Origin of the sequence: Streptomyces coeruleoprunus, assembly GCF_039542925.1 — a bacterium.
Lineage (GTDB): Bacteria > Actinomycetota > Actinomycetes > Streptomycetales > Streptomycetaceae > Streptomyces > Streptomyces coeruleoprunus.
On sequence record NZ_BAABIT010000001.1, the window covers coordinates 5,399,076 to 5,413,189 of the forward strand.

Below are 14,114 nucleotides of genomic sequence, written 5' to 3' on the forward strand. Positions count from 1 at the left end.
CGATCGCACGGAAGCGGGCGAAGGTAGGGCCATGCCGCAGATCACCGTCGACTACTCCGCCTCCCTCGACGAGGCCTTCGACCCCCGGGGCTACGCCCGGGCCCTGCACCCCGTGGTCGTCGAGACGGTCGCCGCGCGCACGGCGGCCTGCAAGACCCGCACCCGCCGCACCGAGGACACTGTCGTCGGCGACGGCACGGGCGACGACGCCCTCGTCCACGTCGAGATCGCCCTGCTCGCGGGCCGCACCGACGAGGCCAAGGCCCGCCTCGGCGAGGCCGCCGCAGCCCTCGTACGGGACTTCCTCAAGCCCGTGGACGGCGTCACCGTGCACGTCTCCGCGGAGGTACGGGACCTCGACGCGTCCTACCGCAACGGCTGAACCGGCGCCAGCGCGCCCAGCCGGCCCACCAGGTCCCCGAACGGCCCGTCGGCCGGCTCGTCCGCCAGGATCCCGGCCACGAGGCCCGCCATCTCCGCGTCGTACGCCGCGCTCACCGCCGCCAGCGCCGCGAAGTCGTGCACCAGCTGCAGTTCCAGCTCGGCCCGCGGAATCCGCCGCCCGTCCAGCCAGATCAGCGCCGTCGACTCGGCCAGCGACACCCACGACCGCACCACCAGGTCCAGTCGCGCGGGCGGGTCCGTCACGCCCAGGTGCGCCAGGATCTGCTCGTACGCCGCCCGCCGCACCCCGTCGATCATCGCGTGCGCGGTGGAGGAGCCTGCGGCCGGACCGCCCCGCATCAGCGCGGAGAACCCCGGCCCGTGCTCCTCGACGAAGTCGAAGAACCGGCCCATCACACGCAGCAGCCGCGCACCCAGCGGCCCCTCGTGCGGCTCCACGAACCGGGCGGCCAACTCGTCCGCCGCCCGCCGCAGCGCCGCCTCGTACAGGCTCTGCTTGCCGGGGAAGTAGTGGTAGACGAGCGGCCGGGAGATGCCCGCCGCGGCGGCGATCTCGTCGATCGACACCTCGTCGGGGGAGCGGTGGCTGAACAACTCCAGCGCCACCCCGATCAACTGCTGTCTGCGCTCCTCGACGCCCATTCGTCTGCGCACCACGGTCGTCATGCGAACAGCCTAACCGCCGCCCTTCGAACGGCGGCGCCCGCCAAGTCCGTTACGCTCCCGCACATGACCACCGCAGGCCAGGACCACGACACCCCGGACACCCCCGACGCACCGGACGTACCCGAGGACGGAGCCGGGGACCGCGACGGCCTCACGCCCCGCCAGGCGCGACGGCTGCGCGTCGTCGTCGCCACGGTCCTCCTGGTCACCCTCGCCGTGGTGCTGGCCCTGCGCCTGGCCAGCCGCACCTCCGTCCTCGTGGTCGGCGTGTACGGCCTGGCCATGATCCTCTGCGGCGTCGTCATCGAGCTGAGCCGCCACGGCCGCACCCGCCTGGGCACCTGGCTCCTCGGCACCGGGCTGCTCGCGGCCCTCGCCGCCGACTGGCTGCTGCTGCCGTAACCCCACTACAGGTCCAGGACCAGCCGCTCGCCGCGGCAGCGCGAGACGCAGATCAGCATCGAGTCGTGCCGCTCGTCGTCCGTCAGCAGCTCGTCCCGGTGGTCGATCTCGCCCTCCAGGACCCGCTGCTGGCACGTGCCGCAGAAGCCCTGCTCGCACGAGTACGACACGTGCGGCAGCTCCTCCCGCACCGCGGCCAGCACCGACCGGTCCGCCGCCACCTGAACGGTCACGCCCGAGCGCCGCAGCTCCACCTCGAAGGCCCCGCCGCCCGCCGGCGCGCCCGCCGAGAACCGCTCCAGGCGCGGCGCCCGCCCCTCGGGCAGCGCCCCGGCCACCGCCTCCATCAGCCCGTCCGGGCCGCAGCAGTAGACCTCCGTCCTCTCGGCCACCGAGCCGAGGAACGCCAGGCCGGGCCGCCCGTCCTCGTCCTCGGCCACCACCGTCACGCGGTCGCCGTCCGCGCCCAGCTTCTCCAGCTCGTCCAGGAACGGCATCGACGCCCGGTCGCGCCCGCAGTACAGCAACCGCCAGTCGGCGCCCGCCGCGTGGGCCGCCCGCACCATCGGCAGCACCGGCGTGATCCCGATGCCGCCCGCCACGAACACGTACGCGGGGGCGTCGACCAGCGGGAACCGGTTGCGCGGCCCCCGGATCTCCACCTCGGTGCCCTCGTGCAGCTGCTCGCGCACCTCCAGCGAGCCGCCCCGCCCGTCCTCCAGGACCCGGGTGGCGATCGTGTACGTGCCGGAGTCGGCCGGGTCGCCGCACAGCGAGTACTGCCGGACCAGGCCCGACGGCAGGACCAGATCGAGATGGGAGCCCGGCGACCAGGCGGGCAGCCCGGTGCCCTCCAGCCGCAGCTGGACGACCCCCTCGGCGGGGGCGGTGCGCTCGGTGACCAGGACCCGGCGCGGGGTCGTGGACGCCCGGCGCCCCTGCCCCGATATCGGCTCCTCCAGCGCGGGCATCGGCCACAGGGGCGCCGCCTGGATGCGGCGCCGCAGCGCCCGCCGGACGAGGAGGGCCGCTCCGGCGGCCAGGGCGACGGTACGCAGTCGGAGTCGGGGCATGCTCAGGAACCTCCACGAGCGCCGGGGGACGAGGCGAGATAGGCGACGGCCTGAGCGGTGCAGCCCTCCTGGGAGGGGTGGTAGGCGCGGCTCAGATAGCGGGGGATCGACCGCAGCATGTCCGGCGTCGAGGGCAGCACACCCTCCCGCCCCTTGCGGACGAACTGGGACATCGACGGCTTGCCCGCGAGGAGCGTCGGGTCGTTCTCCATGAAGAACCGCACCCCGCGCTGCCACAGGAACACCAGGGCGGAGAACGCCGCCGCCCAGGTCCGCACCCGGCGCCGGTAGCCGCCGTCGACGTGCAGGAACAGCTCGAACGCCACCGACCGGTGCTCGACCTCCTCCGCGCCGTGCCAGCGCAGCAGGTCCAGCATCACCGGGTCGGCGCCCCGCCGGTCCAGCTCCTCGGCGTTGAGCACCCAGTCGCCGAGGAACGCCGTGTAGTGCTCGATCGCCGCGATCAGCGCGACCCGCTCCATCAGCCACCACTGCCGGGCCCGGCCGGGCGGCAGCGTCCGGTCCCCCAGGAGCTTCTCGAAGAACCAGTCGACCTGCGCGGTGTACGGGGTGGGGTCCAGGCCCAGCTTCCGCAGATGGGGCAGGACGTCGTCGTGGGCCTGGGAGTGCACCGCCTCCTGGCCGATGAACCCGATGACGTCCTGGCGGAGCCGGTCGTCCCGGATGAAGGGCAGCACCTGCCGGTACACATGGATGAACCAGCGCTCCCCGGCGGGGAGGAGCAGGTGCAGCACGTTGATCGTGTGGGTGGTGAACGGGTCGCCGGGAACCCAGTGGAGCGGGGTCTCCTCCCAGTCGAAGGAGACCTTCCGGGCCTTGAGCTCGATCCGCTCCGACGCGTCTGCGGCCGGCCGGGTATTAGACATGGCGTCAATGTACTGACGGGTATGCCGAAGCGACAGAGGTGTGCGCGGAGATATTTACGCCGGTGTCAACAAGCCCCGGAGGGCGAGCCTCCGGGGCTTGTCGGCACCGGTCACCGCAGGGCGTCGATCTTCGCGCCGCTCTTCAGCTTCCCGGTCAGCTCCGCCCGCGCGCCCTTGTCCGCCTCGACCGCCAGCAGCCGGCCCCGCGCGCCGCCCTTCACACCGCCCGACGTGGCCAGGGACGTGACGTCCGGGCTGCCCGCCGCCAGGACGTACCACTGCCCGCCCGGCGCCTGCCACAACACGCCCGCCAGCACGTGCGGCTCCCGCGTCCCGCAGGCCGGTGAGTCGTCCGCCTTCGACACGACCGCGCCCGGCGTGACCGGCGCTCCCGCCGACGCCTCCGCCACCGGGGCCTGGAACTGCGCCAGCACCTTGCTGCCGGGGCCGCGCCACGTCTCGGCGCGCGTGCACAGCCAGGCCGCCGTGCCGGTCCCCGACCCGGGCAGCTCCTGTTCCGCGAACCGCCACGAGTTGACCGACCGCACACCCGTCGCCCGCATCGACGGCAGCAGGCACGCCGTGCGCGCCCACTCCGCCCGCGCCTCCTTCGACGACACGTCCACCGGCGCCGACGGCGCCCCCGAGGTGAGCCGCGCCGGCGTCAGCTCGCCCAGGTCCGTCAGCACCCGGGTCGCCACCCCGTCCCGTACCTCCAGCACGTCCCACGACCGGCAGTCGCTCGCCGCCGCCGGCGACTGCATCGGCGACGTCACCCCGTCCGCGTCCCGTGCCAGCGGCCGGGTCGCCCCGTCCGCCACCAGCAGGTCCCGCACCCGCACGTCCCGCACCCAAGGGGCGGTCAAGTAGCGGACGTTGGCGTGCGTACGGCCCACGACCAGCGCCGCCGACGCCGCCGTGTCGGCCCCGTCCGTCCGCGCGAAGTCCAGCGCCGCCACGTCCGTGCCGTCCTTCGGCTCCGCGTACCGCACCGCCCGCAGCCCGTCGTGGAACAGCACCACCCGGGCGTTGTCCACCTCGCCCGCGAACAGCAGCTGCGGCGGGCCCGCGGGCGGCCCCGGCAGCGTGCCCGGCGTCGCCGACGCCTGCACCCGCGCACCGGGCCGCGCCCACACCGCCAGCGCCCGCCGCAGCAGCGCCTCGTCACCGGTGAGGCTCCCGCGCGCGGGCCACACCGAGAAGTCCGTACGGGACGAGCGCTGCCACGCGGCCGGCGCCACGCGCCGCAGCTTGCCCGGGTCCAGCGCCGCCTCCGACGACGGGTTGCGCGCGTACAGCGGAGCCGCCGCCCCGTCGGGCCCCCAGCCCTCGCCGGGAAGCCCCAGCAGCGCCCCGCACACCACCGCGGCGGCCGCCGCGGCCAGCGCCGCCTTGGTGTGCTGGCGGCGCCGCATCAGGTCCGTCGGACGCGCCTGGAGCGAACAGGGGTCGAACTCGGCGGACTCCAGCAGCGACGCGCCGCCCACCCCGCCCCGCGCCGTGACGGCGTCCGCCTCGGCCAGCGCCGCCTTCGGGTCCTCGACCCCGGCGGCCGCCAGCACCCGGCGCACCTCCGCGTCGCCCTGCCGCTCCAGACCGCGCAGCACGTACGCCGCGCGGCCCGGCCCCGACAGGGCCGACAGCCGCTGGTCCAGGGCCAGTTCGTCGGCGCCGCCCGAGCGGGGGAACAGCCGAAGGCCCCACACCTGCGGCAGCACCGGCGGCAGCTGTGCCCGCTTCGGGAGCGCCAGACGCCGCAGCGGCAGGCCCGCCTCCAGGGCCTGCCGCAGCACCCGCTCGCGCACGTACGCGTAACCCGGGTCGACCGCGTCCTCGGGGCGCCGCTGCACCGGCATCCCCGCCCCGTCCGGCGGCGACGTGCGCCGCCGGGGCAGTGACCGCTGCACCAGCGCGTGCGCGGTCAGGACCCGGCGGTTGCGGCCCAGGGAGGGCGGCAGCACCAGATAGGCGATACGGACGAGCCGCGGATAGTGCTCGACGAGCGCCGCCTCCGCCTGCTCCACATCGACGGGCGCGACGGCGGAGACGACGCCCGACTCCGCGGCTTCCTGGGGGTGCTGGGCTTCCTGGGTGCTCACGTTCAGCAGAACGAGCGAATGCGGGGATGGTCACCTCCCGCCCGCTACCTCGTTGTTGATCGTTCCCAGCCCGACAGACCACTGAAAACGACCGTCCCGCGGGCCGAACTTCCGCCGTTCGACGCCGACATGAACAGCCCCGCGTCCTGTACCACCGCCGCGCCCGGCACCCCGGCCACCGGTACCGTGGCGACCGTACGCCACGACGTTCCCCCGTCCGTGGAACAGGCGCCCGTGAACGCCGCCGCCGTCCGCGACAGCCGCAGCAGCACGGGCGCCACGACGCCCGGCAGCTGCCGGTACGTGTCGAGCGAGCCGTCCCCGTCCCCGTCGTAGGCCAGCGCGACGCCCCGGGCCGGGGTGACCGCCAGGTTCAGGAACCCCGCCGCGCCCGGCGTGCCGAGGGCGTTGCGGACGACGATCCCGGCCCGCGCCCACGGGCCCGTCGGCTCCTGCTCGTCCACCCGCACCGTCAACACCCCGCCCACCCCGAGGACGGCCTCGCGGTACAGCGCGCCGAACTCGGCGACGCCCCGCCACAGGTCCTGACCGCCGCCGTTGATCGCGTACCGCCCGTCCAGCCGCCCGAACACCGCCCCGTTGCCGTCGTACGTCCGCCACGCGTCGCCGAGCGGGCCCGCCACGTACAGCTCGGCCCGCTGCACGGCGGTCACCGGGGGCTCGCCCAAGGGGCCGTACGTGGCGCGCAGGGTGCGGGGGAGCCGTTCGACGGGCGACGTCAGGGGCCGGTCCGGGGCGGTGACCGGCCAGGCCGCGGCGGCCGAACCGGCCGGTGGGACGCCCGGGAGCCGCAGGGGCGGCCCGTCGTCCAGGGCCAGTTCCACCGGGCCGGTACCGCGCAGCCCGTTCGTGTTCCGGAACGTGGCCGTCAGGAGGCCGCCGCCCCCCGGGGTGAGCGCGGCCGGCGTGCACGTGACGGTGACGGTGCCCTGGTAGGGGGCGCGGGCGAGCACGTCGTGGACGCGCAGGGCCGTGCGGTACGGGTCGTGCGCCGGGCGCAGCGGATACGGCGCCGTCTCCCGGCACCAGGCCTCCTCGGCCGCGTACCAGTCGAACGGGCGCGGGTCCCGGCCCTCGGCGAGCGCGTCGTCCAGTTCGTCCAGGTAGGCCCGCCACCGCGGCAGGTGGACGTCCGCGATGAGGCCCGCCCAGTCGCGGTTGGCGTAGTTCGCCAGCCGGCCCCCGTCCGCCGTGGCCCGGCCGGCCCAGCTGGTGACCAGCGCCCGGGCCGTGTGCTCCAGGCCCTCGCGGCGGGCGTCCGCCAGCCACGGCCCGAGCAGGAACGCCCGGTGCGCGCCCGCCATGTCGTCGCCCAGCCGCATCAGCCGCAGCCACAGCCGCGCCAGCGCCCGGAACGCCTCCGGGTCCCTCCGCCCGTACGCGGCCTCGAGCTGCCCGATCAGCTGCCAGGACCGGTTGGCGAGCGCCTGCCGCCCCAGGTCCGTCAGGTCGTACCGGTACGCGTCGGAGCCGCGCAGCTCCTCCCGTACGCCGAGCAGCGCGGCGAACGCCGCGTCGAAGGCGGCCGGGTCGAACGCGGGGGAGCGGGTCGCGTAGTGCGCGCCCGACCGGGCCGACAGGGACGGGCGGGCGGCGAACACCGAGTCGTGCGGGCGGCCGTCGCGGCTGGTGATCCGGTACGCGGTGTCCCGCAGCACGGCGAACGCGGTGCGCGCGGCCTCGTCCCGGCCGCCGTAGCGCAGCCGCGCGTACGCCGTGAACCAGCGGTCCCGGTCGACGGGCTCCTCCCGCCAGGCCAGCTCCGAGAACAGTTCGCACGCGGCCGGGTCCCGCTCGGCTGCCTCCGGCATGTAGGCGGTGCCGGCGAGCGCCGAGCCGGGCCGGTCGCGCCAGGCGGTGAACCGCTCGGCCCACGCATGGGTCCGCGCGCCGATCGTCGTCCGGCCGCCGAAGTTGGGGATCGTGCCGAACGCGTACGGCGCCCCGCCCCAGTCCTCCTCGCGGTCGGTGACCGCCTCCAGGTCGGACAGCCCGTCGACGATCAGGAGCCGCCGCCCGTCGAGGGCGTCGATCAGCTCCCGGCGCGGGTTGGCCTGCCAGCCCAGCATCACCCACGTGGCGTCCGGCAGGGCGGTCCGCAGCGCGCGCTCGACGGCGCGGGCGGCGTCCGGCACGGGCACGTCACCCGGCGTGCCGCCCTCGTGCAGCAGGTCCATCTTGACGTGCCGCACGGCGCCGAAGAGATCGGCCTGGTGGCGGTAGAACGCGGCGGCCACGCGCGCGAAGACCGCCGTGCGCGGGTCCAGCCAGTCCGGCCGCCGCAGGCCCGCCCACACGCCCTGCGGGACCGTCCGGGCGCCCGGGTTGCGGTCGGCGAAACCGTCCGGGACGGTGCCGAAGAAGCCCGGCAGCACCGGGGCCATGCCCAGCTCCCGCAGCCGGTCCGCGATCCGCCGGCCCAGCTCGGCCGCCGGGCGATCAGCCCGGGGGCGAGCGGACCGCCGTACCCGCTCATGTTCTGCAGCAGCCACCACGGCTGGTGCGAGGGCGCGGGCAGCCACGCCCGCGCCTCCGCGTCCGTGTACCCGAAGTCCCGCAGGAGCCGGTGGTACACGGCCTCCTGGCCGACGGTGACCAGCACCTCGTTGAAGCCGTGCAGGGCCAGCACGTCGATCAGCCGCTCCCAGCGTGGCCAGTCCGCGTACGGGGCGGTGTAGCCGTCGTGCGTGTCGTTGCACACGAACCGGTGCGCCACCGTGGCCCGCCGCGCGAGCGGTGCCGCCGGGGCGGGCAGGGTGGCGGGGAGCGCCGAGGTCTGGCTGCCCGCCCACGACAGGTGCGCCCCGCACACGTACTTGAGGTACCAGTGGACGCCGGTGAGAAGGCACGCCGGGTCCGTCCCCGCCACCTCCACGCGGCCGGGGGAGCCGGTCACCCGGAACCGGTCGGGGCCGCCCGGCAGGGGCGTGAGCCGGAACTGGTCCGCGTGGTCGGGCAGAAGCCGGCGGAGGGCTTCGCGCGCGGGGCGCGTGGGGTCACGGTCGTACGACATGGCGGATGCGTGTCCGGTGAGTACGGCGCCGGTCCCGAGGGCTCCGGCGGTTCCCAGCAGCGTACGTCTCGACATCTCCGTCGGTCGTCTGCGCACGGGGCGCACGTTACCCACGGTTCGCGCCCGGAACAGGGGTACGAACCGGCACCATGGCCGGATGCGCACGGAACGAACTCGGATGGCCCTGTCCGCGGCGGCCCTGGCGGCCCTGGTGACCCTGGCGGGCTGTACCGCATCGACATCCCCCTCGGCGGAATCGTCCAAGAAGCCCGACGCCGTACCGTCCACCGCGACCGGCAGCCTGGAGGAGCTGGCCCGGCGCGCGGAGTGCACGCCCGACGTCCAGACGGACGCGCGGGAGCTGCGCCAGGCGAACTGCTCCACGCCGTACGGGAAGTACGTGCTGACGACCTTCGCCACCGACCGCGGCCAGCGCGAGTGGATCAACGGGGCCAAGGACTACGGCGGGTCCTACCTGGTGGGCCGGAAGTGGGCGGCGGTCGGCGAGCCGGATGTGATCACAGCACTGCGCGGCCGGCTCGGCGGCGACGTCGAGGCCGGGGAAGGGCACTCGGGTCACCACGGGAGCTGACCGCGCAGGGTGGGGGGTGGGTGGGGGGAATCCGGATCGGGGTGTGGGGGGACCCCGGTTCGGAGGGGGGCGGGGGACGGGGGTCAGGCGCAGCGGCGCCCGGTGTTGATGCAGTCGACCATCCGGTTCATCAGGCCGCTGTCGAAGACGTTGATGAAGTCGCCGTGGTCGGTGACGGGCTTGTGCAGCTGCTCGGGGAACGAGTCCACGGCGAAGTTCGCCTGGGGCGCGACGTCGTAGACGATCCGCTGAACCAGCTGGGGGATGGCGCGGAAGCCCTGGGGACAGCGTCCGTCGTCGTCGGCGAAGGCCACGTGCGTGCGGTGGTTGGCGCTGTCGACGTTCTGGCCGTCCCAGCAGCTCTGGAACCTGAAGGACCTGACCACCTTGCTGCCCTGCGGGCACAGCGGATATTTGTCCTTCAGCTGCCGGTCCTCGAATCCGGTACAGCTCCACGACGCGTTGGCATTCGCGTCACCATTGGTGAAGGCCTTCGCGTCGCCCGTGATGATCCGCAGGAATCGGGGCATGGCGGTGACCTTCGAGACCGGGCTGCCCACGAAATTCAGCGTGACCTGGTCGGGCGTCTGGATTTTGCCGACGTTCTGGTCCTTTCCTCCGCCGTCGGCATTCGCGTCGTTGTCGTTCTCGCCGTTCTGGACCCGCAGGACGGGCCAGTAGTACGTGGACCGGTCGCCCTGATTGCGGCAGGTGGTGCGGCCCCGGGCCAGCGAGCGGTTGTCCGCGAACGCGTCATTGGCCTGATTGCCGACGTAGTCGTGCATGTGGTGGGCGCCGTTGCTCACACCGGGGGCGACGATGACGTTGTCCGGATTGAACTTCCCGTTCTCGTTCCTTCCGCAGTCGGTGAGGAAGCTGCCGGTGGACGCGCCGTTCTGGCGGCGCGGCAGGCGGACGTTCGGCTCGACGGACCGGATGTCGACGAAGTCGTCGGCGACGGGGCCGTTCCCGGCCTGGCCCTGGCCCTGGCCCTGGCCCTGGCCCTGGCCCTGGCCCTGACCCTGGCCCGGGTCCTGCCCCTGGTCGCCTTGGTCCTGGCCCTGGTCCCCTTGGTTCTGGTCCCCCTGGTCCTGGTTCTGGTCCTGGTTCTGGTCCTGCCCCTGGTCCTGGCCGCCGTCGTCGTCGCTGCGCAGGGTGCAGGGCGCCAGGGCCTCCATGCCCTCCGGGCGCTCGGCGGACCGGTCGATCGCGGTGACGATCCGCTGGATGCTCGCCAGCCGCTCGTCCCTGAGCGGGCCGAGGATGACGTTGTCGGCGAACTGCGGGTCCTGCCGCATCTGCTCGCGCGACTGCGCGAGGCGCTGGTAGGCGTCCGTGATCCGGTTGTCGATCCGGGCCAGCTCCAGGTCCACTTCGCCGCGCGCCTGGTCCGGCACCGCGTCGGGAAGGCCGTTGGCCACTTCGGGGCAGTCGATGGTGGACATCTGCCCGCTCGTATTCCGCAGCTGCGGTTGTTCCTGGTTCTGGTCCCAACCGGACCACCCTTCACCCGCGGATGCGTACACATTGACCGCCAGTAGTCCGCCCCCGCCCAGGATCAGGGCGGCCGATGCGGCGATGGCCCGGTTGGCCAGCGTCGAGCGTTTTCGTGTGCGTCCCATGGAACTCCAATCCCGGCAGGGGAACAGCTCCCTCCCATACGGATGGGGCGCGTGGGGCGTTCAGCGGGCCGGGAAAGGAGGCGGGAAATTCACCGGCCGTCCAGATAGGCCAGCACGGCGAGGACGCGGCGGTTGTCGTCCTCGGACACGTCGAGCCGCAGCTTGGCGAAGATGTTCGAGGTGTGCTTGGCCACCGCCCGCTCGGTGACGACGAGTTGCGCGGCGATCGCCGTGTTGGAGCGGCCCTGCGCCATCAGCTCCAGGACCTCCAGTTCGCGTGGCGTGAGCCGGTTCACGGGCCGGTCCTGCGCCCGTTGACGGGTCAGCAGCTGCAAGATGACCTGCGGGTCCATCGCCGTTCCGCCCGCGGCGACGCGCCGTACCGCGTCGACGAACTGGTCCGCGTCGAACACCCGGTCCTTCAGCAGGTAGCCGACGCCCCCGCTGCCGTCCGCCAGCAGCTCCCGCGCGTACAACTGCTCGACGTGCTGGGACAGGACGAGCACCGGCAGCCCCGGGCGCGCCCGGCGGGCGGCCAGCGCGCACTGCAGCCCCTCGTCGGTGTGCGACGGCGGGAGCCGGACGTCGACGACCGCGACGTCCGGCTCCAGCTCGGCGAGCGCCCTGCTGAGTTCGGGTCCGCTCTCCACGGCGGCCAGGATCTCGAAGCCGTACGCCTCCAGCATCCGCACCAGCCCGTCCCGGAGCAGGAACAGGTCTTCCGCTAGGACAACACGCACGGGATCTCCAGGGTCACCACGGTCGGGCCGCCGGCGGGACTGCTGACGGCCAGGATGCCGTCGAAGGTACCGAGCCGGCGCTCCACGCCGCTCAGCCCCGAGCCCGCGCCGATCCGGGCCCCGCCGACGCCGTCGTCGGTGACCGTGACGTTCAGCATGACCCCGGTGTAGGCGATGTCGACGCGGATCAGGGTGGCGGCCGAGTGCTTGACCGCGTTGGTCAGGATTTCGTTGACGGCGAAGTACGCCGCCGACTCCACCGGCGCGTCGGCCCGGCCCGGCAGGTCCACCGAGACCTCCACCGGGACGGGCAGCCGCAGGGCCAGCGCCCGCACCGCGTCGCCGAGGCCGCGCTCGGCCAGCACGGGCGGATGGATGCCGCGGACCAGGTCGCGCAGCTCGTCCAGGGCCTCCGCGGAGTTCCGCCGGGCCCGGGCGAGCAGCGCCTTCGCCTGCGCCGGGTCCCGCTCGACCAGGGCCTCGATCGTGCCCAGGTCCATGCCCATGGCGACGAGCCGGGCCTGCGCCCCGTCGTGCAGGTCCCGTTCGATGCGGCGCAGTTCGGCGGCCGAGGCGTCCAGGGCGTCGTGCCGGGTCTCCGTCAGCCGGTCGATCCGCTCGTTCAGCTCGGTCTCCAGAGGCCGGTCCAGGAGCGCCTTCGTCAGCACGAAGTGACCGCGCAGGAGGGCCGGGACGTAGCGCAGCCCCACGACGAGGACGACCAGCCCGACCCCGGCCGCCAGCAGCCCGGTCGCCTGGCTGTCCACCGGGACGGCGGTGTACCAGTACGGACCCGGGTCGCCCGCGACCCGCCACAGCCCCGCCCCGAGCAGGAGCCCCTCCACGCCGTACGCCACGACCACCGCGGGCAGCAGCGCGGTCAGGAACCCGGCCGACAGGTCGACGAACAGCCACGGCACGTCCCGCCAGGTCGCCGGGTCCTTCAGCAGGTGCGCGCACCGCCGCGCCTGCCCGACGAACCCGCCGCCCGTCCCGGCCGGGAGCGGCCGGTACGCCTCGGGGATGCGGATCCCCGCCCACCGCGCCGCCAGCAGCCTGCGCCGCCCGGCGTGGGCGCGCACCAGCCGCAGCACGACCGGGGTGGCGAACAGTCCGATGCCGAGCGGGACGAAGGCGAGGGACAGGAGAGTGAGGACGAACAGCACGAGCGAGCCGACGAGGGCGGTCAGCGCCACCCCGAAGCCCCGTACGGCGGCGAGCAGTCCCTCGCGCACCCAGCCCCCGCCGCCGGACCCCTGGACGGCGCCGCCGGTGCCCCTGCCGCTGCCCGTGCCCTGCGTACCCATGGTCCCCGTCCCCGTCATCGTTCCCCTCCCGTGCCGCGGCCGGTCGTGGCACGCGTACCGGTCGAGTCTCGCCGGTCGCGGCGCGTCCGGTCACGGGGCCCCGCCCCCGTCCCGGGGGTGTACCCGGCACCACCCCGGCCGTCCCTCGGACCGGACCGGCCCCCAGCCGTCCTCGCGGCCGGTCCACGGCCGTCCCCCGACAGTGCGGTCAGCCCTCCAGGACCTTGGCCTCCAGTTCCGGGGAGATCCCCACCACGGGCCGGTCCGCGCGCTGCGGCGCCCGCCCGCCCAGCCCGCGCAGCCACGCCCAGGTGTCGGCGACCGTCTCGTCCACCGGCCGGCAGCGCAGCCCCGCCGCGAGCGCCTTGGACACATCGCCGCAGTGCATCGCGCCGTGCAGCTCACCCGGCGGCAGCCAGACCGGCAGCCCCGTCCACGGCTCGACGCCCGCGGCGAGGATCTTCTCCGGGTCGGTCCAGCGGAGCTCCGCGTCCGAGCCGGTCGCCCGGACGCACGCGTCCAGCAGTTCTCCCATGGTGGTGTGCCCGGTCGGGCTCACCACGTTGTACGCGCCCGACAGGCCGGCCTCCGCCGCGTGCAGCAGCCACGCGGCCATGTCCCGTACGTCGATGTACTGGAGGGCCAGGTCGCGCGGGCCGGGCGCGAGGACCGGGCCGCCGCGGGCGATGCGGTTCAGCCACCAGGGCAGCCGGCCGATGTTCTCCCACGGGCCGAGGATCAGCCCCACGCGGGCCAGCACCGTCCGGTCCTCGCCGAAGGCGGCCAGCGCGCCCAGCTCGCCGCCCCGCTTCGCCTGCGCGTACGGCACGTCGTCCCAGTCGTCCGCCGACGCCTCCACCACCGGCCCGTCCTCCGCCAGCCCGGGCGCCACCGGCCACTCGTACACCGACCGGCTGGACACGTACACGTACCGGCCCGCCCGCCCCGCGAGCAGCGCCGCCGCGTCCCGTACGGCCGAGGGCGCACCCGACCAGGTGTCGACGACCACGTCCCACTCGCCCCCGGTCAGCGCCGACAGCCCCTCCGGACCCGCCGTCCGGTCGCCGTGCAGAGCCGCCACACCCGCCGGCGGCTCGTGCCGCCCGCGGTGGAACACCGTCACCTGCCAGTCCCGGGCCAGTGCCTCCTCCGTCACGGCACGCCCCGCGAACTCCGTACCACCCAGAATCAGAAGCCTCATACGGCCGACTCTGCCTCTCCGGGCCCCGCACCGCACCCCGCTTCCGCTCCTGGAGGAATCCTTCGCCTCCTGGAGGAACGGCTCGA

The 14,114-nt window shown here is 74.6% G+C and carries 11 protein-coding genes and 1 pseudogene; 3 read left to right on the top strand and 9 right to left on the bottom strand.

Annotated features, from left to right (window positions below; genetic code table 11):
• Positions 1-31: 31 nt before the first annotated feature.
• Positions 32-382 carry a 5-carboxymethyl-2-hydroxymuconate Delta-isomerase gene (locus ABEB09_RS24140; RefSeq protein ID WP_345692004.1) on the top strand — a complete coding sequence of 117 codons (351 nt, stop codon included), beginning with the start codon at positions 32-34 and terminating at the stop codon, positions 380-382.
• Here ABEB09_RS24140 and ABEB09_RS24145 read toward each other — a convergent pair.
• Entirely contained in the window at positions 367-1,071 is a 705-nt protein-coding gene (locus ABEB09_RS24145; RefSeq protein ID WP_345692005.1) for a TetR/AcrR family transcriptional regulator, read from the bottom strand. The genes ABEB09_RS24140 and ABEB09_RS24145 overlap by 16 nt on opposite strands.
• Here ABEB09_RS24145 and ABEB09_RS35025 point away from each other — a divergent pair.
• Positions 1,021-1,473: a hypothetical protein gene (locus ABEB09_RS35025; RefSeq protein ID WP_380841641.1), complete on the top strand. Its 453-nt coding sequence runs from the start codon at positions 1,021-1,023 to the stop codon at positions 1,471-1,473. The two genes, ABEB09_RS24145 and ABEB09_RS35025, sit on opposite strands and share 51 nt — an antisense overlap.
• A gap of 5 nt (positions 1,474-1,478) precedes the next feature.
• Here the strand turns inward: ABEB09_RS35025 and ABEB09_RS24155 are convergent, their stop codons facing one another.
• The 4 genes and pseudogenes from ABEB09_RS24155 to ABEB09_RS24170 form a co-directional block, all read right to left on the bottom strand.
• Positions 1,479-2,546: a PDR/VanB family oxidoreductase gene (locus ABEB09_RS24155; protein ID WP_380841613.1), complete on the bottom strand. Its 1,068-nt coding sequence runs from the start codon at positions 2,544-2,546 to the stop codon at positions 1,479-1,481.
• Between the two features lie 2 nt (positions 2,547-2,548).
• Positions 2,549-3,433 carry a metal-dependent hydrolase gene (locus tag ABEB09_RS24160; protein ID WP_345692006.1) on the bottom strand — a complete coding sequence of 295 codons (885 nt, stop codon included), beginning with the start codon at positions 3,431-3,433 and terminating at the stop codon, positions 2,549-2,551.
• Between the two features lie 110 nt (positions 3,434-3,543).
• Positions 3,544-5,541: a hypothetical protein gene (locus tag ABEB09_RS24165; RefSeq protein ID WP_380841639.1), complete on the bottom strand. Its 1,998-nt coding sequence runs from the start codon at positions 5,539-5,541 to the stop codon at positions 3,544-3,546.
• A gap of 35 nt (positions 5,542-5,576) precedes the next feature.
• A pseudogene (locus ABEB09_RS24170) lies at positions 5,577-8,641 on the bottom strand (alpha-N-acetylglucosaminidase).
• Between the two features lie 82 nt (positions 8,642-8,723).
• On the opposite strand from ABEB09_RS24170, the gene ABEB09_RS24175 reads away from it, so the two are divergent.
• Positions 8,724-9,158, top strand: coding sequence for a hypothetical protein (locus ABEB09_RS24175; RefSeq protein WP_345692007.1), 435 nt, complete (start codon positions 8,724-8,726; stop codon positions 9,156-9,158).
• 83 nt (positions 9,159-9,241) lie between these two features.
• Here ABEB09_RS24175 and ABEB09_RS24180 read toward each other — a convergent pair whose 3' ends face one another.
• From ABEB09_RS24180 to ABEB09_RS24195, 4 genes are all read right to left on the bottom strand, one after another.
• Complete coding sequence (locus ABEB09_RS24180) at positions 9,242-10,780, bottom strand: DUF1996 domain-containing protein (protein ID WP_345692008.1); 1,539 nt, start codon at positions 10,778-10,780, stop codon at positions 9,242-9,244.
• Positions 10,781-10,869: 89 nt separating this feature from the next.
• Entirely contained in the window at positions 10,870-11,520 is a 651-nt protein-coding gene (locus tag ABEB09_RS24185; protein WP_345692009.1) for a LuxR C-terminal-related transcriptional regulator, read from the bottom strand.
• The gene (locus tag ABEB09_RS24190; protein ID WP_345692010.1) at positions 11,505-12,845 is read right to left on the bottom strand and encodes a sensor histidine kinase; all 1,341 of its coding nucleotides are present in this window, start codon (positions 12,843-12,845) and stop codon (positions 11,505-11,507) included. The genes ABEB09_RS24185 and ABEB09_RS24190 overlap by 16 nt, the downstream gene beginning before the upstream one ends.
• A gap of 190 nt (positions 12,846-13,035) precedes the next feature.
• Complete coding sequence (locus tag ABEB09_RS24195; protein WP_345692011.1) at positions 13,036-14,028, bottom strand: NAD-dependent epimerase/dehydratase family protein; 993 nt, start codon at positions 14,026-14,028, stop codon at positions 13,036-13,038.
• Positions 14,029-14,114 lie beyond the last annotated feature (86 nt).

What these genes read in the sequence shown, in the direction of transcription:
- ABEB09_RS24190 (WP_345692010.1), bottom strand. Translation starts at nt 12,845, where the DNA reads ATGACGGGGACGGGGACCATGGGTACGCAGGGCACGGGCAGCGGCAGG.
- ABEB09_RS24195 (WP_345692011.1), bottom strand. Translation starts at nt 14,028, where the DNA reads ATGAGGCTTCTGATTCTGGGTGGTACGGAGTTCGCGGGGCGTGCCGTG.
- ABEB09_RS24175 (WP_345692007.1), top strand. Translation starts at nt 8,724, where the DNA reads ATGCGCACGGAACGAACTCGGATGGCCCTGTCCGCGGCGGCCCTGGCG.
- ABEB09_RS24145 (WP_345692005.1), bottom strand. Translation starts at nt 1,071, where the DNA reads ATGACGACCGTGGTGCGCAGACGAATGGGCGTCGAGGAGCGCAGACAG.
- ABEB09_RS24160 (WP_345692006.1), bottom strand. Translation starts at nt 3,433, where the DNA reads ATGTCTAATACCCGGCCGGCCGCAGACGCGTCGGAGCGGATCGAGCTC.
- ABEB09_RS24140 (WP_345692004.1), top strand. Translation starts at nt 32, where the DNA reads ATGCCGCAGATCACCGTCGACTACTCCGCCTCCCTCGACGAGGCCTTC.
- ABEB09_RS24155 (WP_380841613.1), bottom strand. Translation starts at nt 2,546, where the DNA reads ATGCCCCGACTCCGACTGCGTACCGTCGCCCTGGCCGCCGGAGCGGCC.
- ABEB09_RS24180 (WP_345692008.1), bottom strand. Translation starts at nt 10,780, where the DNA reads ATGGGACGCACACGAAAACGCTCGACGCTGGCCAACCGGGCCATCGCC.